This window comes from Mesorhizobium sp. M1252 (assembly GCF_040318265.1).
In the GTDB taxonomy this organism is placed as follows: Bacteria; Pseudomonadota; Alphaproteobacteria; order Rhizobiales; family Rhizobiaceae; genus Mesorhizobium.
This window is the reverse complement of record NZ_JAMYLX010000007.1, coordinates 223,629-243,141: the sequence shown is the minus strand read 5'-3', so window position 1 is coordinate 243,141 and position 19,513 is coordinate 223,629. Positions and strand designations below refer to the sequence as shown.

The 19,513-nt window shown below is 64.2% G+C and carries 22 protein-coding genes, 1 tRNA gene and 1 pseudogene; 6 read left to right on the top strand and 18 right to left on the bottom strand.

What is annotated here, in order from left to right; all coding sequences use genetic code 11:
- The first annotated feature begins 55 nt into the window (after window positions 1–55).
- The gene (locus NKH22_RS16720; protein ID WP_023672069.1) at window positions 56–400 is read left to right on the top strand and encodes a low affinity iron permease family protein; all 345 of its coding nucleotides are present in this window, start codon (window positions 56–58) and stop codon (window positions 398–400) included.
- Between the two features lie 101 nt (window positions 401–501).
- Here NKH22_RS16720 and NKH22_RS16715 read toward each other — a convergent pair.
- The 9 genes from NKH22_RS16715 to NKH22_RS16675 form a co-directional block, all read right to left on the bottom strand.
- Window positions 502–586: transfer RNA gene (locus NKH22_RS16715), tRNA-Leu, on the bottom strand.
- Between the two features lie 299 nt (window positions 587–885).
- Window positions 886–1,506, bottom strand: coding sequence for a 2,3-bisphosphoglycerate-dependent phosphoglycerate mutase (locus NKH22_RS16710; protein WP_352669535.1), 621 nt, complete (start codon window positions 1,504–1,506; stop codon window positions 886–888).
- Window positions 1,507–1,533: 27 nt separating this feature from the next.
- Complete coding sequence (gene dapB / locus NKH22_RS16705) at window positions 1,534–2,355, bottom strand: 4-hydroxy-tetrahydrodipicolinate reductase (RefSeq protein ID WP_023687567.1); 822 nt, start codon at window positions 2,353–2,355, stop codon at window positions 1,534–1,536.
- A complete protein-coding gene (locus NKH22_RS16700) occupies window positions 2,352–4,211 on the bottom strand; it encodes an ABC transporter ATP-binding protein (protein ID WP_023741995.1) in 1,860 nt (619 codons plus the stop codon). Before NKH22_RS16700 ends, dapB begins: the two co-directional genes overlap by 4 nt.
- A 278-nt stretch (window positions 4,212–4,489) precedes the next feature.
- Entirely contained in the window at window positions 4,490–5,509 is a 1,020-nt protein-coding gene (locus NKH22_RS16695) for a glucokinase (RefSeq protein ID WP_023726739.1), read from the bottom strand.
- A gap of 137 nt (window positions 5,510–5,646) precedes the next feature.
- On the bottom strand, window positions 5,647–6,729 hold the full coding sequence (mepA, locus tag NKH22_RS16690; RefSeq protein ID WP_460221917.1) for a penicillin-insensitive murein endopeptidase: 1,083 nt from the start codon (window positions 6,727–6,729) through the stop codon (window positions 5,647–5,649).
- Window positions 6,730–6,775: 46 nt separating this feature from the next.
- Window positions 6,776–7,705, bottom strand: a complete 930-nt coding sequence (locus NKH22_RS16685; protein ID WP_023832963.1) for an SDR family oxidoreductase — start codon at window positions 7,703–7,705, stop codon at window positions 6,776–6,778.
- Window positions 7,702–8,856 (bottom strand): tRNA epoxyqueuosine(34) reductase QueG, encoded by a 1,155-nt coding sequence (queG, locus tag NKH22_RS16680; protein ID WP_352910141.1) that lies wholly within the window; start codon window positions 8,854–8,856, stop codon window positions 7,702–7,704. The genes NKH22_RS16685 and queG overlap by 4 nt, the downstream gene beginning before the upstream one ends.
- A complete protein-coding gene (locus tag NKH22_RS16675) occupies window positions 8,837–9,529 on the bottom strand; it encodes a glutathione S-transferase family protein (protein WP_023822350.1) in 693 nt (230 codons plus the stop codon). The genes queG and NKH22_RS16675 overlap by 20 nt, the downstream gene beginning before the upstream one ends.
- A 169-nt stretch (window positions 9,530–9,698) precedes the next feature.
- On the opposite strand from NKH22_RS16675, the gene NKH22_RS16670 reads away from it, so the two are divergent.
- On the top strand, window positions 9,699–10,505 hold the full coding sequence (locus NKH22_RS16670) for an undecaprenyl-diphosphate phosphatase (RefSeq protein ID WP_023692943.1): 807 nt from the start codon (window positions 9,699–9,701) through the stop codon (window positions 10,503–10,505).
- 143 nt (window positions 10,506–10,648) lie between these two features.
- Here NKH22_RS16670 and NKH22_RS16665 read toward each other — a convergent pair whose 3' ends face one another.
- Entirely contained in the window at window positions 10,649–11,026 is a 378-nt protein-coding gene (locus tag NKH22_RS16665) for a YraN family protein (protein WP_023692944.1), read from the bottom strand.
- Window positions 11,019–11,927, bottom strand: a complete 909-nt coding sequence (gene rsmI / locus NKH22_RS16660; RefSeq protein WP_023822351.1) for a 16S rRNA (cytidine(1402)-2'-O)-methyltransferase — start codon at window positions 11,925–11,927, stop codon at window positions 11,019–11,021. The genes NKH22_RS16665 and rsmI overlap by 8 nt, the downstream gene beginning before the upstream one ends.
- A 173-nt stretch (window positions 11,928–12,100) precedes the next feature.
- Here rsmI and NKH22_RS16655 point away from each other — a divergent pair, with 173 nt between their 5' ends.
- Entirely contained in the window at window positions 12,101–12,286 is a 186-nt protein-coding gene (locus tag NKH22_RS16655; RefSeq protein ID WP_023687558.1) for a hypothetical protein, read from the top strand.
- Between the two features lie 79 nt (window positions 12,287–12,365).
- On the opposite strand, the pseudogene NKH22_RS16650 reads toward NKH22_RS16655, so the two are convergent.
- The 7 genes and pseudogenes from NKH22_RS16650 to rph all read right to left on the bottom strand — a co-directional run.
- A pseudogene (locus NKH22_RS16650) lies at window positions 12,366–12,500 on the bottom strand (EamA family transporter); the annotation flags it as partial.
- A gap of 188 nt (window positions 12,501–12,688) precedes the next feature.
- Complete coding sequence (locus NKH22_RS16645; RefSeq protein ID WP_023698066.1) at window positions 12,689–13,012, bottom strand: low molecular weight protein tyrosine phosphatase family protein; 324 nt, start codon at window positions 13,010–13,012, stop codon at window positions 12,689–12,691.
- Between the two features lie 3 nt (window positions 13,013–13,015).
- Window positions 13,016–13,384, bottom strand: coding sequence for a hypothetical protein (locus NKH22_RS16640; RefSeq protein ID WP_155921660.1), 369 nt, complete (start codon window positions 13,382–13,384; stop codon window positions 13,016–13,018).
- Window positions 13,385–13,455: 71 nt separating this feature from the next.
- Window positions 13,456–14,613, bottom strand: a complete 1,158-nt coding sequence (hemW, locus tag NKH22_RS16635; RefSeq protein WP_023822353.1) for a radical SAM family heme chaperone HemW — start codon at window positions 14,611–14,613, stop codon at window positions 13,456–13,458.
- Complete coding sequence (gene rdgB, locus NKH22_RS16630; RefSeq protein ID WP_023822354.1) at window positions 14,613–15,260, bottom strand: RdgB/HAM1 family non-canonical purine NTP pyrophosphatase; 648 nt, start codon at window positions 15,258–15,260, stop codon at window positions 14,613–14,615. The genes hemW and rdgB overlap by 1 nt, the downstream gene beginning before the upstream one ends.
- The gene (locus NKH22_RS16625; protein WP_023822355.1) at window positions 15,260–15,670 is read right to left on the bottom strand and encodes a VOC family protein; all 411 of its coding nucleotides are present in this window, start codon (window positions 15,668–15,670) and stop codon (window positions 15,260–15,262) included. The genes rdgB and NKH22_RS16625 overlap by 1 nt, the downstream gene beginning before the upstream one ends.
- A gap of 190 nt (window positions 15,671–15,860) precedes the next feature.
- The gene (rph, locus tag NKH22_RS16620) at window positions 15,861–16,577 is read right to left on the bottom strand and encodes a ribonuclease PH (RefSeq protein WP_023710344.1); all 717 of its coding nucleotides are present in this window, start codon (window positions 16,575–16,577) and stop codon (window positions 15,861–15,863) included.
- 148 nt (window positions 16,578–16,725) lie between these two features.
- Here rph and hrcA point away from each other — a divergent pair, with 148 nt between their 5' ends.
- The 3 genes from hrcA (at window position 16,726) to NKH22_RS16605 (ending at window position 19,503) form a co-directional block, all read left to right on the top strand.
- A complete protein-coding gene (gene hrcA / locus NKH22_RS16615; RefSeq protein WP_023681233.1) occupies window positions 16,726–17,811 on the top strand; it encodes a heat-inducible transcriptional repressor HrcA in 1,086 nt (361 codons plus the stop codon).
- Between the two features lie 35 nt (window positions 17,812–17,846).
- Window positions 17,847–18,047 (top strand): hypothetical protein, encoded by a 201-nt coding sequence (locus tag NKH22_RS16610; RefSeq protein ID WP_023672050.1) that lies wholly within the window; start codon window positions 17,847–17,849, stop codon window positions 18,045–18,047.
- 106 nt (window positions 18,048–18,153) lie between these two features.
- On the top strand, window positions 18,154–19,503 hold the full coding sequence (locus NKH22_RS16605) for a PQQ-dependent sugar dehydrogenase (protein WP_023822356.1): 1,350 nt from the start codon (window positions 18,154–18,156) through the stop codon (window positions 19,501–19,503).
- Window positions 19,504–19,513: the final 10 nt, after the last annotated feature.

Sequence of the window (19,513 nt, the reverse complement as noted above, 5' to 3'; positions counted from 1 at the left end):
TTCCAATTTGCGTAGCCGTCACCGCACTCGTGGCATTTTTGACCGCGGCCTGGATATGAACCGCTTTCTCTTTGTGATGGGCGACTTTCTATCCCGGCCACCGGGCTTCTATGTCCTTCTTGTAGCCATGCTGCTCTGTACTGCGTTGGTGCCATTCGGCCTGACGAATGTGGTCACCTACGCATTGTCGGTAGCGGCCATCGTGATCACCGGCGTTGTGCTGATCCAGGGTTACCGCGACACGGCCGCCATTCACGCCAAGCTTGATGAGATTATCGTTTCGCTGAATGAGACCAGAAACGATGTCGTCGGCTTGGAGCATGCCGAGCCGGAGGAGATTCGGGAGAAGCTCCAGACACTCGAAGAAGAAGCAATGAAAGCGGTTCGCCCGCCGCATTGACCCTCCGCTGGACAATCTGTCATCCATCAGCAAAAAAGCCCGGGAACCGGGCTTTTTTGCTTCGCGTCTAAATCATTTCGGACTTATCCGAAACGGGAATTTGGTGCCCAGAAGAGGACTCGAACCTCCACTCCTTGCGGAACACGGACCTGAACCGTGCGCGTCTACCAATTCCGCCATCTGGGCTGGTGCGGGCTCATGTAAGCGGGCAAACGATATGTGTCAACGCGCTTTTTCGAGGGCCGCTGCCTGCCGGCTTAGTTTCCCGGGGGTCAGCGCCGCCCCTCACCTGCCTGCCGGCATCCTCTCCCCGCACAGTGACGGGGAGAGGGGCGCTCTCATCGATGATTTTCGCCGGTCACCTGCGTCACAAGAAGAGCGCCGAGGCTGCGGCCAGCCCTTTCTCCCCGTCACTACACCGGGAGAACTGCCCGGCAGGGCAATGAGGGGCAGCGCCGACTCGGCGAATGCGTTGGCCGAAAACCTCACCCCTCCAGCACGTCCTTCGACGCCACAGTGGAATCGGCGTTGAGCTCGTAGATCACCGGCACGCCGGTGCCGAGCTCGAGCTTGACGATCTGCTCGCCGCTCTTGCCGTCCAGCGCCATGATCAGTGCGCGCAGCGAATTGCCATGCGCGGCGACCAGCACGGTGCCGCCTTTCAGAACATGCGACTGCATGTCGTGCAGGTAATAGGGCCAGACGCGGGCGCCGGTGTCCTTCAGGCTTTCGCCGCCGGGCGGCGGCACGTCGTAGGAGCGGCGCCAGATGTGCACCTGCTCCTCGCCCCACTTCTGGCGCGCGTCGTCCTTGTTGAGGCCGGAGAGATCGCCATAGTCGCGCTCGTTCAGCGCCTGGTCGCGGATCGTCTTCAAATCGCTCTGGCCGACCGCGTCGAGAATGTGCTGGCAGGTCTTCTGCGCCCGGATCAGCGCCGAGGTGAAGGCAATGTCGAATTTCAAGCCGCGTGCCTTGAGCTTCTGGCCGGCTTCCTTGGCCTCCTTGTGGCCCTGCTCGGTAAGGTCGACATCGCGCCAGCCGGTGAACAGGTTCTTCAGGTTCCATTCGCTCTGGCCGTGGCGCACGAGCACGAGAGTTCCCGACATGTTTGCTCCTTCAAAATTATGGATAGTTTAGCTCAAGCCGAGCACGTCCCGCATGGAATAAAGTCCTGGCTTTTTACCGCGCGCCCAGAGCGCGGCCTTGACCGCGCCGCGGGCAAAGATGGCGCGGTCCTCGGCATGGTGCGACAGCGTGATGCGCTCGCCGGTCCCGGCCAGGATGACGCTGTGGTCGCCGACCACCGAGCCACCGCGCAAGCTGGCAAAGCCGATCGTTCCTGGCTTGCGCACGCCGGTATGGCCGTCGCGTGACCGCACATCGTTGCCGGCAAGGGAAATGCCGCGTCCCGCCGCCGCCGCTTCGCCGAGCAGCAAGGCGGTGCCCGAGGGCGCGTCGACCTTGTGCTTGTGATGCATTTCGAGGATCTCGATGTCGAAATCCTCTGGACCGAGCGCGCGCGCGGCCTGCTCGACCAGCACCGCCAGAAGATTGACGCCGAGGCTCATATTGCCGGATTTGACGATCGTCGCGTGGCGCGCCGCGGCCTCGATCCTGGCGTCGTCTTCCGCCGAGCAGCCGGTGGTGCCGATGACATGGGCAATGCGTGCCTGCGCGGCATAGCCTGCGAATTCGACGGTGGCTGCCGGCATGGTGAAATCGAGCACGCCGTCGGCCTTGGCGAACACCGGCAGCGGATCGTCGCCGATCGTCACATTGATGATGCCGATGCCGGCAAGCTCGCCCGCATCCCTGCCGAGATAGGGCGATCCGGTTCGTTCGACCGCGCCGACGACGCGGGCGCCGGGGATCGAATGGATGGCGCGGATCAGCGTCTGGCCCATGCGGCCGGCCGCCCCCACCACCACCAGGCCCATTTCGCCGGATTCGCTCATGCTGTTCTCCCCACCGCCTTCTTGGCGCGGCTGCGCAGGACCGGAGTTTGGACGGGCTTCGAGTCGTCGACAAGCCCCAGTCCGTTCTTGCCTTGAATGCGGTGGAAGCGGGCGTAGACACTGTTTGGATCGGCCATCAGTGCGGCATGGGTGCCTTCCTCGACCAGGCGCCCCTCTTCAAGTACGATGATGTGGTCGGCGTTGACGACCGTCGACAGGCGGTGCGCGATGACGATGGTGGTGCGCCCTTCCATCACATGGGTCAGCGCTTCCTGGACGCGGGCTTCGGCCTCGTTGTCCAGCGCCGAGGTCGCCTCGTCGAGCAAAAGGATCGGCGCATTGCGCACGATCGCCCGCGCAATCGAGACGCGCTGGCGCTGGCCGCCGGAAAGGGTCGAGCCGCCCTCGCCGACGGGCGTATCGTAGCCCTGCGGCTGCTGACGGATGAACTCGTCGGCCGCCGCCAGCACCGCCGCCCGCTCGATCTCGGCGTCGGTCGCCGAAAGTCGGCCAAAACGGATGTTGTCGCGTATGCTGCCTTCGAACAGATAGGGCGCCTGCGAGACATAGGCGATCGAGCCGCGCAGCGAGTGCTTGGTGACTTTGGAAATGTCCTGGCCATCGATCTCGATCGAACCCTTGTCGACATCGTAGAAGCGCTGCAGCAGCGCCACGAGCGTCGTCTTGCCGGCACCCGAGGCCCCGACCACCGCCGTAACCTTGCCGGCCGCGGCGGTGAAACTCAGGTTCCTGATCACCGGCATGTCGGCGCTGTAGCCGAACGTCACATTGTCGAAGCGAACCTCGCCGGTGGTGATCCTGGCTTCGACCGCGTCGGGCGCATCGCCCTGTTTAGGCTCCAGGTCGAGCAGCTCGTAAATCATCCGGGCGTTGACCAGGGCACGTTCCATACCGACCTGCGTACGAGCCAGGCGCCGTGCCGGATCGTAGGCCATGATCAGCGCGGTGATGAAGGAAAACACAGCGCCTGGTGGTTGTCCGAGCACCAGCGCCCGGTAGCCGGAATAGGCAAGGACGGAGGTAATGGCGAGACCGCCCAAAATCTCGGAAATCGGCGACAGCCGCTCCGCGACCCGGGCGATCTTGTTGTTACGCTGCTCGGCCGTATCGGCCATGATGCCGATCCGGCGCGCCAGCTCGGCTTCCAGGGTGAAGGCCTTGACGATGGCGATGCCTTGCGTGGCCTCCTGTACGGACCCGTTCAGCCGCGAGTTGATCAGCACCGATTCCCGGTTGATGCGCCGCAATCGGCGGGTGATGTAGACGACGGCCCAGATCAGCGGCGGCCCGATCAGCAGCGAGCTGAGCGACAACACCGGATCCTGGTAGATCATGACGCCGACGAGGGCGATCAGCGAGACCGCGTCGCGGCTGATGGAGGTCAGCGTCAGCGACAGCAGATCGCGAACGCCGCCGACATTCTCGTTGACCTGTGCCGCCAGCCGACCGGAACGCGTATCGTTGAAGAAGTCGACGCCGAGCTTCATCAGGTGGTCGAAGCTGCGCTTCTGGTAGCGGGCGACCAGATTGTTGCCGATCTTGGCCAACGCGACCGCCTGGCCGTAACCGGCGAAGCCGCGCAGCACGGAGGCGGCCATGAACCCGGCGCAGATCCAGACGATCATGTCGCCGCGTCGTTCGTAGAAGATCTCGTTGATCATCGGGGCCATGATCCACGCCGTGAAGGCGGTGGTGGCGGAAACAATCAGCAGGCAGCCGACGGCAACGACATAGGTCCAGCGATATTCACTGCCGTTTTCGGCCAGGATGCGGCGCAGCACCGCAGTGACCTCAGCTGGCTGGACTTTCAGTTTGAGTGGACTTTGAGCGGTCAAATCGCGGGCGCTTCGTGGTTTGCTAGAGCATGATGCCGAAAAGTGTGAAGCGGTTTTCGGACGACATCATGCTCTATCTCTTTGATTTAGAGCCGGATGATTTCAGGTCGATTCGATCTGAAATCAACCGGCATGTAGGGATGCCAGGCTGGAATTCGGCCCCCTCTTAGCGCCCCGGCTACGGCTTGCCTATGGCGAAACTTCGTCGGGGCTCGAGGTCAGGGTCACGAAAGCGGCAGCCATTTCCAGGAACAGACCCATGTTCGGGACGAAATGGATCATGCCCGCCAGCGCCGCCCCGCGGTCTGGACGCCGAACAGCGACGGGTTGCGGGCATAGGCGGCAAGGCCCAGAAGCGCTGCCAGCGGGTGGGTGATGACATAGACCGGCATCGAGGCCATCAGCGCGCTGTGCGGCGCTTTGTCCTCGAAGGCGGCACGGAAACTGCCTTCCTTCAGTGCCGGAACGATCTTTTGCGCGATGCCGCCGGTCAAAAACACGCCGCCGCGGCTCATGAACACCAGCGCGAGGTCGCCGGCGGTTCGGCCGAGGCAGGTGACGAACAGCGCCAGCGCTTCCTCGGCAACCGGGTCGGTCTTGGCCAGCGCCGCCCCGGTAATTTCGGCCGGCGTGGTGAACGGCGCCGGCTTGCCGTCGGCCTTGGCGACCGCCCGGTAGACATTGACCAGACCGCGCCCGCACAGGATCTGCTCGCCCGAAATGCGGCCGTCCAGCTTTTCGATATGCGGGAACACCTCGAAATCGCGCGGCGTCCGCGGACCGATATCCATGTGGCCGCCTTCGCCAGGCACCGGTATCCAGTGGTGGAGGGCATGAACCAACCCGGCGACGCCGAGGCCGGTGCCGGGACCGAGCACGACACGCCCGGCATTCTCCTCCGGCGCGCCGCCGCCGATCTTTTCCATGTGCTCTTCGCCGAGCGCCACGACGGCCAGCGCCTGCGCCTCGAAATCGTTGAGCACGACGATGTCGCCCAGGCCCAGATTGGCAAACATCTGCTTCGGCTTCACCACCCAGGGACAGTTGGTAAGCGGGATCTCGTCGCCATCGACCGGTCCGGCGATGGCCAGCACTGCCGAATTCGGCCGGATGGACGACCGGTCGAGCACCGCCGCCTGGATCGCCTCGTCTATGGTGGCGAAATTGGCGGTTTGCACGATATGCGGCTCACCGGCTTCCGAATTTGCGTCGAGCACGATCGAAAAGCGCGCATTGGTGCCGCCGATGTCGCCGATCAGCACTGGAAACCGCAACGCGGTGTCGTCGTCGCCTGACATGCTCTTGCTCGTCCCCTTTGCGGCGCCGTTGCGACCGTTTCAATCGCCCGGTTTTTCAATCGCCCGGTGTTCAATCGCCCGGTGTTCAATCGATTGACTAGCGCATGGCCCCGGAAAGGGAAAGCGTCAGTTCGCCATCACTGTCCGACGTTTGCCGGCGGCCGTCGCCTTGGCAGGGGAATGCCGATCTCCGGCGTGGCGGTGAAGGCGTTGGCTGCGTTTGGCAAGCCGCCCGCATTGCCCGCAATAGGCGGAGGCGCGTCGGGTTCCGGCGCCCTGGCGGCGATCGGCACGCCGCCGCCGCGATAGGTGACGGCTTCGGCTGAGTCCGCGTCGGGCTGGTCAAGCACGAACTGGCATTGTTTCGGCAGGTTCGCCATCGTCATCAGGTCGCGCGCCTTGGGCGCATCCGGGTTCTTGTTGGGGCGCCACGGCTCCTCGGTAAACCACCAGGCCAGCGGCTTGCCGCAGCCGTCATCGTCGGGCGTCGCTTCCTGTCCCTTGCAGTTGGGCGAACCCGGCTGGCAGCCGATGCGGATGTGGAAATGATAGTCATGGCCCCAGAACGGCCGGATTTTTCTCAGCCAGGTACGGTCGCCGGTGACGGTGTCGCACAGCTTCTTCTTGATCCCAGGATTGACCAGGATGCGCTCGACTTCCGGATAGCTCGCCGCGCGCTTCAACAGCTTGGTATGCATCGGCTTCCACAGCCTGTCCTTCACCAGATGCGTCTTGTCGTCGACCATCAGCGTGGCGCTGATGTTTTCGCGCTCCTGGGTGGTGAGCTTGCGGTCGGGCATTGGCGTCAGCCAGATGTCGGCGTCGAGGCCGATCTGGTGCGAGGCGTGCCCGGTCAGCATCGGCCCGCCGCGCGGCTGCGAAATGTCGCCGATCAGAAGCCCCGGCCAGCCGTCGGCGGCGGCATCGCGCGACAGTTTCTCGATCAGCGCAATCATCGTTGGATGACCCCAGCGCCGGTTGCGCGAGGGACGCATCACCTCCCAGTTCTGGCCGTCCATCGGAATGGCGACGCCGCCGGTGAAGCAGCCCTTTGAATAGAAGCCGAAGGATTGCGCCGCAGCCACCGCCGGTAGCTTCTTGGCGCCGAACAGGTCTTTTGCCCGTGGCTCGGCCGTGATTGCGCCCGCCACCAGCCCGGCCAGTGCCACGATTGCCAGCGCCGCCGTCAGGAACGGCCGTCTGCCGGTCAAGGATCGCATCGAAATCGTCATGAACCCCACTGCAAAAGTCCGCAACACAATCGAATCATATCACCCTCGGGCTCGCGTTTCGATTATCTACCTTCATCGGGCTGCGCGGCTCGCCGTCGCGCCAGCTGCCGTCGGCCCACATCCGATCGAACGCCTGGCGGTAGTCCGGATAGCGGAACCGGTAGCCCGCTGCCTTGATCGCGGCGTTGGCGACGCGCTTGTTCTCGCCATAGAAGGACCGCGCCATGGGCGAAAGTTGGGCGGTCTCGAAAGGAATCTCCGGCGGCGGCTCGACGCCCATCAGCGAAGCGGCATAGGTGACGACATCCTGCGGCGGCGCCGGCTCGTCATCGGTGACGTTGAAAATGCCGCCTCTATTGCCACCGATGAGGTGCCAGAGCGCACCGGCGATGTCGTCGCAATGGATGCGGTTGAACACCTGGTCGGGCTTGACCAGCCGCCTGGCCGTGCCGTTTTCCAGATTGACCAGCGCGTTGCGTCCCGGCCCATAAATGCCGGAAAGCCGCAGGATCGCCACCGGCTTGCCGGTCTCGAGGCCAAGCTGCAGCCAGTCCCGCTCGGCCGCCACTCGCATCGACGAGCGTTTCGACACCGGCCGGCACTCGGCCGTTTCATCGACCCAGGCGCCGTCATAATTGCCATAGACGCCGACGGTCGAGAGATAGCCGATCCAGCGAAGCGCCGGCATCGCCTCGATCGCCTTTCGCGCGGCGAGAAGCACAGGGTCGCCGGCCTCCTCCGGTGCCACGGAGACGACGAGATGGGTGGTCTTTTCCAGCGCATCGCCGATTTCAGGGGTCAGGGCGCCGTGAAAGAGCAGCGGCGCGATGCCGGCCTGACGCAATGCCTCGAATTTCTCGGCCGAGCGCGTGGTGCCGAAGATCGTAATCGCCTCCGCATTGGCCCGTGCAAAGGCTTTGCCCGAATAGCCGGCGCCGAAGATAAAAACCTGTTTTTCGCTCATGCATGCGCCTCGATTGGCAATGCGGACAGCCATTCGTCCTGCACTGTAGTGTCGGTTTCGGTGTTCAAGTAGATCGCCGCCTGCCCGTTGAATTCGGCGGCCGTCACCAGCCGCGCCAGCGCCCAGATCGCCGCGCCGCGCACCAGCGGCGAGGCATCGCCAAGCAGATCGCGCACCGGGCCGGCCAGCGAAACATCGCCGGAATTGCCGGCGGCGGTCAGCACATTGCGGACAAAGCGGTCGCGGCCGATGCGCTTGATCGGCGAGCCGGAGAAAAAGGTCCGGAACGCCGTGTCGTCCAGCTGCAACAGCTCGCCCAGCGGCGGCTCGCGCAGTTCGTCGCGGGCAGCAAGCTTGGCTTCCGAAGCGGCGCGGGCAAACTTGTTCCACGGGCAGGCGGCGAGACAATCGTCGCAGCCATAGATGCGGTTGCCGATCTTTTCGCGGAATTCTTGCGGGATCGGCCCCTTGTTCTCGATGGTCAGGTAGGAGATGCAGCGCCGGGCATCGAGCCGATAGGGCGCCGGAAAGGCATCGGTCGGGCAGGCGTCGAGACAGGCGCGGCAGGAACCGCAATGGTCTACCTCGGTCGCATCGGGCGTGAGCTCAGCCGTGGTGAAGATGGTGCCGAGAAACAGCCAGGAGCCGTGCTCGCGGCTGACCAGATTGGTATGCTTGCCTTGCCAGCCGAGCCCGGCGGCCTCAGCCAGCGGCTTTTCCATAACCGGGGCCGTATCGACGAAAACCTTCACGTCGCCGCCGGCCCGCGCCACGATCTTGCCGGCGATCTCCTTCAGCCGGCCTTTCATCACTTCGTGATAGTCGCGGTTTTGCGCATAGACCGAGATCGCGCCGAGATCGCGCCTTGCCTGCAGCGCACGCGGATCGTGGTCGGGGCCGTAATTCATTGCCAGCACGATGATCGAGCGCACCTCGGGCCACAGCGTCGAAGGCTCGCTGCGGCGTTGGAGCGTCTCCGCAATCCACGCCATCGAACCGTGAAAACCATCGGCGACGAACTCGGCCAATCTGGCCGGTGCCAGCGGGATCGCATCGGGCGTGGTGACGGCAACCGCATCGAAGCCTGCGCGCCGCGCCTCGGCGTCGACCAGCGCGCGCAGGGTTTGGCTTCTAGAAGTCGAGGTCCGCATAATGCGACACCGGCGACAGGCCGCGCACCCGGTCGGTGAGCAGCGGCCGGAAGGACGGCCGCGATTTCACCCGCGTGTACCATTCGCGCGCCGCGGCATGCTCGCGCCAATCGATCTCGCCGAGATAATCCAGCACCGACAGCGTCGCGGCCGCCGCCAGGTCGGCATAGGTGACCTTGCTGCCGGCCAGCCAATGACGGGTGCCGGCCAGCCAGTTGGTGTACTTCATGTGCTGGCGAATATTGGCGCGCGCCGCGCGGATCGCCGCCGAATCGGGGGAACCGCCGCCCGCCGCTTCCGGCATCACCGGCTTCAGCACGCGCTCGCGCACCAGATGCCGGGTCACTTCGCTCTCGGCCTTGTTGAGATACCAGTCGGTCAGGCGGCGGATTTCGGCGCGCTGCATCGGGTCTTCCGCAAACAGGCGCTTGTCGCGCTTCAGGACACCACGTGTTTCGTCGAGATATTCAGCGATCACCATGGCGCCGACGATCGGCACGTCGCCTTCGGCCAGCAGGATAGGCAAGGTGCCGGCGGGGTTCAGCGCCAAAAACTCCTTGCGCCGCGTCCACGGTTTTTCCTCGATCAGCGCCAGCTCCTCGCCATATTCGCCGAAGGCGAGGCGCACGAAGCGGCAGGTGGCGAACATCGGGTGATGGAAAAGCGTCAGCATGATTCCGCGATATTAAGGCGCACTGGCGAATCGCCGTCCGCACCGGTAAGTGTTGGCGGCCCGTCATGCGGCCGTCACGGTGCTGCGACCTATAGGGGGACTTCCGCGCCGTGACAAGCAAGCCCTTTTGCCAGCCGTTTCCTTCCGTCCCTTGAATGCCGAGGTTGCCATGGATAGCCACACCATCGTCGAAGCCCTGCTGCTCGGCCTGCTGGAGGGGCTGACCGAGTTCATCCCGGTCTCCTCGACCGGCCATATCCTGCTCGCCGGCCATTTCCTCGGCTTCCATTCCACCGGCAAGGCCTTCGAGATCCTGATACAGCTCGGCGCCATCCTGGCGATCCTCAGCGTCTATTTCCGCCGCCTGTGGCAGATGCTGCTCGACCTGCCGCATGACCGGCTGACGCGGCATTTCGTCATCGGCATCCTGATCGCCTTCCTGCCGGCGGCCATCATCGGCGCGCTGGCGCATGATTTCATCAAGACGGTGCTGTTCGAATCGCCAAGGCTGATCTGCATCATGCTGATCGTCGGCGGCGTCGTGCTCTTGGTCGTCGACCGCATGAAGCTGCAGCCGGTCTACCGCGATGTCGAGCGCTTCCCGACAAGGCTTTACCTGCAGATCGGCCTGTTCCAGTGCCTGTCGCTGATCCCCGGGACGTCGCGCTCCGGTTCGACCATCGTCGGCGCGCTGCTGCTGGGCGTCGACAAGCGCGCGGCGGCGGAATTCTCCTTCTTCCTCGCCATCCCGACCATGGTCGGCGCCTTCGCCTTCGATCTGTTCAAGAACCGCAACGTGCTGAGCAGCGCCGACCTGCCGATCATCGCCATCGGCTTCATCGCCGCCTTTGTTACCGCGCTGATCGTCGTGCGCTTCCTGCTCGATTACGTCTCGCGCAACGGCTATTCGCTGTTCGGCTGGTGGCGCCTGGTGGTGGGAGCGGTTGGGTTGGTGGCGCTTTTCATTTGGGGGTGAGCTTTACCCTCCCCCTTGTGGTGGGGAGGGTCGATCCGCAAAGCGGATCGGGGTGGGGGCGCCACACCCCCGCCCCGTTTCGCCAACGACGAGTCGCGTTGCTTGCTCACCGACCCTCCCCACAAGGGGGAGGGTAAAGGCCGCTAACTCCTCCCATAAAACGCGTTCTCGACATGCACCGGCCAGCGCCAGGGCAGCACCGCGATCATGTCGAAGCGCATTGACAATCTGCCGTAGTCCGGCTGCCGCGACAGCCAGATGTCGGCGGCGCCTTCGATGCGGCGCTCCGATTGGTGGCCGATCGCCTCCATCGCTTCCATCAGCGTGCGCCGCGCCTTGACTTCGACGAACAGCACCAGGTCGCCGCGCCTGGCGATCAGGTCGATCTCGCCGAAGCGGGTGCGATGCCGGCGGGCGAGGATGCGATAACCTTTCAGCATCAGCGCCGCTGCCGCCAGCCACTCGCCGCGATGGCCGCGCCGATAGGCTTTTTGGCGGCTGGCGGCCGGGCGCTCAGCCACCTTCGCCTTCTCCAACCGCATCCCTGAGTTCCAGCAACCGCCGGTAAAGCGCCTGCTTCTGCCCGCCAGTCATCTTCGCCGCCTCCGCCGCCGCCTTGGACGCCGGCATTTCGGCGGCCAGCGACAGCAGCAGCCTGTCGATGTCGGCGGGTTGGTCGGGCTTGATCTCGGCGGGCCCGACGCAGATGACGATCTCGCCCTTCGGCGTGTCAGCCGCCGCATAGTGGTCGGCCAGCGCCTGCAGCGTTCCCGTCCGCATCTCTTCAAAAGTCTTGGTCAGCTCGCGGCCGATGGCGGCCTTGCGCGCGCCGCCCAACGCCTCGACCATGGCGACCAGCGTTTCGGCCAGCCGACGCGGCGACTCGAAGAAGATCAGCGTTGCCGGCACCGCCCTGAACGTTTCGAGCTTTGTCAGCCGCTGCCCAGATTTCACCGGCAGAAACCCGGCAAACAGGAAGGCGTCGGACGGCAGGCCCGACGCCGTCAGCGCCGCCAGCGGCGCCGATGGGCCGGGGATCGGCACCACGCGCAGGCCGCGCTCCAGCGCTTCGCCGACCAGCCGGTAGCCTGGGTCGGAGATCAGCGGCGTGCCGGCATCCGAAATCAGCGCCACGCTCTGCCCGGCCTCGAGTGCCGCGATCAGCTTCGGTCCGGCCTCGCCGGCATTGTGTTCATGATAGGCCGTGGTGCGGCGGCGGATGCCGTAGCGGTCGAGCAGCACGCGCGAGACGCGGGTGTCCTCGCAGGCGACGATGTCGGCGGCGGCGAGCGTCTCCAGCGCGCGCAGCGTGATGTCAGAGAGGTTGCCGATCGGCGTCGCCACCAGATACAGCGCCGGCGCCAGCGACCGGACCGCGATCTCGGTCTGCCCGATCACATAGCTGCGCTTCTCGCCGGTCACCGGGGTCTCTCCATTTCGCCCTGTTTGGCACGGCGCGCGCCGGGTTGCAAAACTCCCGAACATCGAGCCAAACCTGACGCCGATGTAACCCGGCGGCCATGTCTTTGCCACAGTGGGGAACGAAAGCGTGGCTGGCGGATTGAATACCTGAGTCTCTTGAGGAGGAGGACAGGATGGACAGCCTGGAATTGCAGGACGTTTTCGAGCCCTATTATGCCGAGCGCAAGCGCTTCACTGCGCGAAAGGGCAAGCGTGCGCTCGCCGAAAGCGACACCGGCCTGGCCAGTCGGGCGGCCACCGCCTTGCCGACGAATGTCAGGCTTTCGGACAACAAACCGGACAGCACGACGGAGCACTGACCGTACGATGCCCAATCGTTTCGATATCTTCATCACCCGTCTTGAAACGAAGAGCGCCCGCGAAGGCGCGCCGCCGCATCCGATGAACGACCAGAACAGCGTCCGCCGGGACAAGAGCGACGCCAAGCCGGCCCGGACCGGAGAGGCGCATGCCGAGAAACACCGCGGCAAGCGCCGCTTCAAGCACGACGCTTAGTTTGTCGATCGGTGCAACATCGTCATCCTAGGGCGAAGCAAGGAGCGAAGTGACGCGGCGCAGACCCTATGATCCATTCCGTGACCTCTGCCGAAGGATGCAGCGGCGCAGAATTCTGAACCGCTGCAGCGCCTTAACCTCGCGGCAAATCCCGGGTGAAGCCCGAGGATGGCGAACGCGGGCGTGGAACGCCCCAACCACATCAGTCAGCCCAGGTATCGCGTCACCCTCACCTCCAGCAATCGCACCAACTCCGGATCCATGAATCCGTAATCATCCGGGATGTCGAGGCAGATGACGCGGGCCTTCTTCAGGCTCTCCTTGAATTTCTTCTGCAGCTTGGTGCGGTGCGCCTTTTCCATCACGAAGACGATGTCGGCCCAGGCGACCAGCTCATGCGTCAGCGGCGTGTCTGCATCGTGATTGGTGCCGGCCGACTCGACCTCGATATCCCTACGTTTGGAGAACACCTGCTCGGCGGTCGGGCTGCGCAAGCGGTTCTGGCTGCAGACGAACAGGACGTTCTTCACCGACTACTCATCCCAGATTTTACGCAGATTTTTGCTGAGAGGGATGTACTGATCAAATGTGAGTCCATTCAGATCAAACTCGAGCAACTCATCCTTGGCGATCCCGCGAAGTTTATTTCCAATATATGTTATGAAACTGAGGACAACGCTGAATTCGCTCAAGTGGGTCAATTTTAGTTTCGATGTGACCGTTGCGTTCCTGATGAAAATCGCCTGAGCCTCAAAGAGGTCGTCTTGCTCTGGAGGTCTCAAGATTTCGGTCAATCCAAACTCGAACACATCATCCGTGTTCAATGTCATCAAGGTCTCGTGGATCAGGAACGTCATCGCAGGAGTCACCTCGGATGCGGCGCTGGCACGCCAGCGGTTCAACAAGTCGACTTTCTAGCATCCTTGCTCAAGCCGATAAATCGTCCAACAGCCCGGCCATTTGCCCTGTGGGCTCACCGCGCCAAATCCGCCACCACGGCATCGAGCACGATCATGCCGGCTGGCGTGGCGCGTAGCCTGGCATTGCCGATCGGCGCCACCAGCCCCTCATCCTGCAGCACGGTCAGCCGGGCGCTCGACAGGCCGCGCCCGGAAAACGCCTCGTAGCGGGAAAGGTCGATGCCTTCGGCCAACCTCAGCCCCATCAGCAGGAACTCGTCGGCCTCTTCGGAGCGCGTCAGGATCTCGCCGCCGGTGACGCCATGGCCCCTAGCCTCCACCAGATTGGCCCAGGTCTCCGGCATCCGCTCGGCGATCGTCACGGTGCGGTGGCCGTTCTCGATAAAGCGGCCATGCGCGCCCGGTCCGACGCCGACATATTCGCCATACCGCCAATAGGTCAGATTGTGCCGGCTCTCGGCGCCCGGCCTGGCGTGGTTGGAAATCTCATAGGCCGGCAGGCCATGCGCCGCGGTGACCTCCTGAGTCAGCGCATAGAGATCGGCGGCCCGGTCATTGTCGGGAACGGTAAACTTGTGCGCCGCATGCAGCGCATGGAACGGCGTGCCTTCCTCGATGGTCAGCTGGTAGAGCGACAGATGGTCGGCGGCATGGCCGATCGCCTGTTCGAGCTCCGCCTGCCAGTCGTCCAGCGTCTGGCCGGGGCGGGCGTAGATCAGGTCGAAGGAAAGTCTTGGGAATATGTCCCGTGCCAGGCCAATTGCATGCAGCGCCTCGTCGACATTGTGCAGCCGGCCGAGGAAGCGCAGATCCTTGTCGTTCAGCGCCTGCACGCCGAGCGACACGCGGTTGACGCCGGCGGCGCGGTAGCCGCGAAAGCGCTCGGCCTCTACCGAAGATGGATTGGCTTCCAGCGTCACCTCGATGCCGTCGGGCACCGTCCAATTCTTCGCCACGGCGTCCAGCACCGCCGCCACCGTCTGCGGCTGCATCAGCGACGGTGTGCCGCCGCCGAGAAAGATGCTGGTCACTTCGCGCGGCCCGGTGCGCTCGCTCATGGTCTTCAGCTCGGTCTCGAAGGCGCGGGCAAAGCGCTCCTGGTCGACCGGCTGGTGACGGACATGGCTGTTGAAGTCGCAATACGGGCATTTGGCCGCGCAGAACGGCCAATGGATGTAGACGCCGAAGCCCGGGCTGCGGTCCAGCGACATTAAGCTGAGCCTAACCTGGCGCGGGCGAATTTCTGGAAGGCGCGGGCGCGGTGCGACAGCGCCGTCGGCTGGCCGGGCTTCCAGCCGTGTTTTTCCTCAGCGCTCATCTCGCCGAACGTCTTTTCGAAACCGTCCGGCAAAAACACCGGGTCGTAGCCGAAGCCGAGTTCGCCGCGCGGCGGCCACACCAGCGTTCCCTCAGCTTCGCCGCGATAATATTCAGCTTCGCCATTGGGGAAGGCCAGGCAGATGACGGCGACGAACCGCCCCTTGCGCTGCGCTGGCTTGGCGGCGCCGACCTCCTGCAAGGCCACTTCGGTGCGCTGCATGGCCATGCTGAAGTCGCGGCTGCCATCGGGAGCTTCGGCCCAATTGGCGGTGTAGACGCCGGGGGCGCCGTCGAGCGCGTCGACGCACAGGCCCGAATCGTCCGACAGCGCCGGCAAGCCGGTCGCCTTAGCCGCGGCGAAGGCCTTGATGTAGGCGTTTTCCTCGAAGGTGGTGCCGGTCTCCTCCGGTTCCGGCAGGCCGTAGTCCTTGGCCGACTTCGCCTCGAAGCCGAACGGACCCATCAAATCGGCGAATTCGCGCAGCTTGCCCGCATTGTGGCTGGCAACGACGATCTTCTTTCCATCGAGAGAATGCATCAAAGGCCCCAGATCCTTGGCTCGGCGAATTCGATCGAATTGCACGAGGGGTCGCGTATGTAGATCGAACGCCCGCCCTGCGGCCATTCGAATTCGCTTTCGATGGCGATGTTTTTCGCCTCAAGTTGCGCCTTCCACTGTGCGAGTTCATCCGCACTTGCGGCAAAGCAGAGATGGCCCTCGCCGACCGTGCCATGCGGCGGCACTTTCAGCCGCGCATCCGGTGCCGGCGGGATTCTTGTGGCTTCGGCGTTGAAGATGAGCAGTACGCCCGGGCCGCAGCGGAAGAAGAGATGGCGGCCGTCGACCTTGCCGAGCAGGCCGAGTCCAAGCACGTCGGAGTAGAAGGCTTCGGCGGCGGCGAGATCCGTGACGTAAAGCGCTGACTCAAGAATAGCGGAGGGCGTCACGAGGCGCCCCCCTCTACCCTGCCGGGCATCTCCCCCTCAAGGGGGGAGATCGGCAGTTCCGCTGGCGGCGTCTCAACGTTGATGGTTGGCGAAAACGGTTGCGACCTCTGATCTCCCCCCTTGCGGGGGAGATGGCCGGCAGGCCAGAGGGGGGTGTGAAGGATCGCCGACGTCATCACGTTAAATTCAATCAGGCCACAGCCATCTGCTGCAAGCTCACCAGCCGCTGAATGCCCTTCTTTGCCAGGCCCATCAGCTCCGCGAACTGACCTTCCGAGAACGGCTCGCCCTCGGCGGTGCCCTGGATCTCGACGATGCCGCCCTTGCCGGTCATGACGAAATTGGCGTCGGTGCCGGCAGACGAATCCTCGATATAGTCGAGGTCGATGACCGGCTTGCCGTCGTGGATGCCGCAGGAAATTGCCGCGACATGGTCCTTCAGCACCTTGGCAACACTGGCCATCTGCCGCGCTTCCATCCAGCGCAGGCAATCGTAGAGCGCCACCCAGCCGCCGGTGATCGAGGCCGTGCGGGTGCCGCCATCGGCCTGGATGACGTCGCAGTCGACGGTGATCTGCTGTTCGCCCAGTGCCTGCAGGTCGACAACGGCGCGCAAGGAGCGGCCGATCAGCCGCTGGATTTCGAGCGTGCGGCCGCCTTGCTTGCCGGCCGAGGCTTCACGGCGCATGCGCTCGCCGGTCGAACGCGGCAGCATGCCGTATTCGGCCGTCACCCAGCCCTTGCCGGAATTGCGCATCCAGCCTGGCACCTTTTCCTCCAGGCTCGCCGTGCACAACACATGCGTGTCGCCGAATTTCACCAGGCACGAGCCTTCGGCGTGTTTGGAGACGCCGCGCTCGAAGGAGATGGCGCGCATTTCGTCGGCTTGGCGTTTGGAAGGGCGCATCGAGGCCTCTTTCTGTTCTTTTATGGTTGCGTCGGCGGCTTGTAGACGCATGCAGCCCATGGCGCAAAGGAAAAGGCCCCCATACAGACGCCGGGTTGCGCGGGGGCGATGGAAGTCTATATCCTTGAGCCGGAGGTTTTTGGCTCGAATGACCAAGGCAGTCACCGAACCCAGTTTGCTGGCGCCCGCGCTGCAATCGCTCGACATGCGTTCGCGCGACATTTTTAGGCGCATCGTCGAATCCTATTTGAAGGACGGTGAGCCTGTGGGATCGCGCAGCCTGTCGCGCATCCTGCCGTCGTCGCTGTCGCCGGCCACCATCCGCAATGTGATGAGCGACCTCGAACATCTCGGCCTGATCTATGCCCCGCACATCTCGGCCGGGCGCCTGCCGACCCAGACCGGCCTGCGCTTCTTCGTCGATGCCTTCATGGAGCTTGGCGATCTCTCCGACGAGGAACGCCGGGTCATCGAGGCGCAGGTGCGCGCCTCCGGCTCGGGCGCGACGCTGGAACACATGCTGACCGAGGCCAGCCAGATGCTGTCGGGCATGTCGCGCGGCGCCGGCCTGGTGCTCGCCACCAAGAACGAGGTGGCGCTGAAGCACATCGAGTTCATCCAACTCGAGCCGACCAAGGCGCTGGCGGTGATGGTGTCGCAGAATGGCGATGTCGAGAACCGCGTCGTCGACCTGCCGGCCGGCATCACCGTCTCGCAGCTGCACGAGGCCTCCAACTTCCTCAACGCCCATATCAGGGGCCGCACGCTCGCCGAGGCGCGCATCGAGATCGCCCGTATCAAGGACGAGACCCGGGCAGCGCTGGACACGTTGTCGCAGGACCTGGTCGAGAAAGGCCTGGCGGTGTGGGCCGGCGCCGACAGCGGCCTGCCGGCGCGCCTTATCGTGCGCGGCCGCGCCAATTTACTCGAAAACGTCACCGCCCAGGCCGATATCGAATTGCTGCGCCACCTGTTCGAGGATCTGGAGACGCAGGACGGGCTGATCCAGCTGCTCGACCTCGCCGAGGACGGCCCCGGCGTGCGGATCTTCATCGGCTCGGAAAACAAGCTGTTCTCGCTCTCCGGCTCGTCGCTGGTCGTGGCGCCTTACCGCGACAAGGACGCCCGCGTCGTCGGCGCGCTCGGCGTCATCGGCCCGACCAGGCTGAATTATGCCCGCATCGTGCCGATGGTCGACTACACGGCCCAATTGATTACCCGGATGTTAAGATAATTCCGAAGCCGGGATCACCGTAAGGAGGGCGCAGAATGGCGCTTGAATCGTTCAAGGCCCAGATCAGCATGCTGCTCGAAGAAATGGTCAACCAGCCGGAGGACGAGCACGAAATCCAGGAGCAGCTGCGCGAAAAACTGCGCGAAATGCGCGCCATGGGATTGCCGCTGCCGGAAGATCTTGTCGCATTGGAAAAGCGTCTCGACGACGATCTGGACGTCGAAGAGGAAAGTTGAGCGGTTCTCTCGTCGAATCTGCGCGCGCACGCTTCTCTTTTGCGGCGGCCGCACAATATCTCCCTTGTCGTGACGCGCCGACCGGCGCGAGTTCGAGGAGAACAGCATGATCCGGATTGCCGGCTTCGCAGGCCTTGCCCTGCTTCTGGCCACCAGCGCCTTCGCCCAGCAGGCTGATCAACTGCTGCTGACCGGCAAGGACGCTTTCGGCGACTGGACGGCCGACAAGCCAGGTGTGCGCCGGCTGATTAGGCCGGATGATCTGAAAAGACCCAACATCACCGGATCCGCCTCCAACAGCGCCGGCCTCGGCGATCGGCCCGAGGGCGCGAAGCCCGTCCTGCCGCCTGGGTTTTCGGCCGAACTGGTTGCTTCCGGCATTTCCAATCCGCGGGTCGTGCGCGTGGCGCCGAACGGCGACCTGTTCGTCGCCGACAGTGACGCCAACCAGATCCGCGTCTATCGGCTGGCCAAGGGTAGCGCGAAGCCGGCCGAAGAGGGCATTTTTGCCGACAATCTCAACCAGCCCTATGGCATCGCCTTCTACCCGCCTGGCGACAAGCCGCAATGGGTCTACGTCGCCAACAACGACAGCGTGGTCCGCTACGCCTATCGCGACGGCGACCTTAAAGCCTCCGGCGAACCGGAGACGATTGTCTCCGACATCCCTACCGGCGGCCACTGGACCCGCGATATCGCCTTCTCGCCGGACGGGAAGACGCTGTATCTCTCGGTCGGCTCCGGATCGAACGTCGCGGAGGGCATGCAGAAGGCACCGAAGGGCGGCCTTGACGCCTGGGCAAAATCACAGCCACTCGGCGCCACCTGGGGTTCCGAGGATGGCCGTGCCGACGTGCTGGCCTTCGGCCCCGACGGCAAGAATGGCCGCATCCTCGCTACCGGCCTGCGCAATTGCTCGGGCATGACCGTGCAGCCGGCCACCGGCGCGCTGTGGTGTGTCGTCAACGAGCGCGACGGTCTCGGCGACGATGTGCCGTTCGAATATGCCACCTCAGTCAAGGACGGCGCCTTCTATGGCTGGCCCTGGTATTATATCGGCGCCAACGAGGACCCGCGTCACGAGGGCGCGCGCCCAGACCTCGCCGGCTCGGTCACCGTGCCCGACGTGCTGATGCAGGCGCATTCGGCGCCGCTCAACATCGCCTTCTATGACGGCGACAATTTTCCGGCCGAGTACAAGGGCGATGCTTTCGTCGCCCTGCACGGCTCCTGGAACCGGGGTGTGCGCACCGGCTACAAGGTGGTGAGGCTGAGATTCAGCCACGGCAAGCCGACCGGCGAGTACCAGGATTTCATAACCGGCTTCGTGCTTTCCGACGATGCCGTCTGGGGCCGGCCGGTCGGCGTCGCGGTGGCCAAGGACGGCGCGCTTATCGTCACCGAGGATGGCAACGGCACCATCTGGCGCATCACCCATGTCGATGGCCCATCCTGAGCCCGCGAAC

Coding starts and splice junctions, on each gene's coding strand:
- NKH22_RS16685 (WP_023832963.1), bottom strand. CDS start 7,705: ATGAGCGAAAAACAGGTTTTTATCTTCGGCGCCGGCTATTCGGGCAAA.
- NKH22_RS16710 (WP_352669535.1), bottom strand. CDS start 1,506: ATGTCGGGAACTCTCGTGCTCGTGCGCCACGGCCAGAGCGAATGGAAC.
- NKH22_RS16675 (WP_023822350.1), bottom strand. CDS start 9,529: ATGCTGACGCTTTTCCATCACCCGATGTTCGCCACCTGCCGCTTCGTG.
- hemW (WP_023822353.1), bottom strand. CDS start 14,613: ATGTCGCTGGACCGCAGCCCGGGCTTCGGCGTCTACATCCATTGGCCG.
- queG (WP_352910141.1), bottom strand. CDS start 8,856: ATGCGGACCTCGACTTCTAGAAGCCAAACCCTGCGCGCGCTGGTCGAC.
- NKH22_RS16670 (WP_023692943.1), top strand. CDS start 9,699: ATGGATAGCCACACCATCGTCGAAGCCCTGCTGCTCGGCCTGCTGGAG.
- NKH22_RS16605 (WP_023822356.1), top strand. CDS start 18,154: ATGATCCGGATTGCCGGCTTCGCAGGCCTTGCCCTGCTTCTGGCCACC.
- mepA (WP_460221917.1), bottom strand. CDS start 6,729: ATGCGATCCTTGACCGGCAGACGGCCGTTCCTGACGGCGGCGCTGGCA.
- dapB (WP_023687567.1), bottom strand. CDS start 2,355: ATGAGCGAATCCGGCGAAATGGGCCTGGTGGTGGTGGGGGCGGCCGGC.
- hrcA (WP_023681233.1), top strand. CDS start 16,726: ATGACCAAGGCAGTCACCGAACCCAGTTTGCTGGCGCCCGCGCTGCAA.
- NKH22_RS16720 (WP_023672069.1), top strand. CDS start 56: ATGAACCGCTTTCTCTTTGTGATGGGCGACTTTCTATCCCGGCCACCG.
- NKH22_RS16610 (WP_023672050.1), top strand. CDS start 17,847: ATGGCGCTTGAATCGTTCAAGGCCCAGATCAGCATGCTGCTCGAAGAA.
- rph (WP_023710344.1), bottom strand. CDS start 16,577: ATGCGCCCTTCCAAACGCCAAGCCGACGAAATGCGCGCCATCTCCTTC.
- rdgB (WP_023822354.1), bottom strand. CDS start 15,260: ATGCATTCTCTCGATGGAAAGAAGATCGTCGTTGCCAGCCACAATGCG.
- NKH22_RS16655 (WP_023687558.1), top strand. CDS start 12,101: ATGGACAGCCTGGAATTGCAGGACGTTTTCGAGCCCTATTATGCCGAG.
- NKH22_RS16695 (WP_023726739.1), bottom strand. CDS start 5,509: ATGTCAGGCGACGACGACACCGCGTTGCGGTTTCCAGTGCTGATCGGC.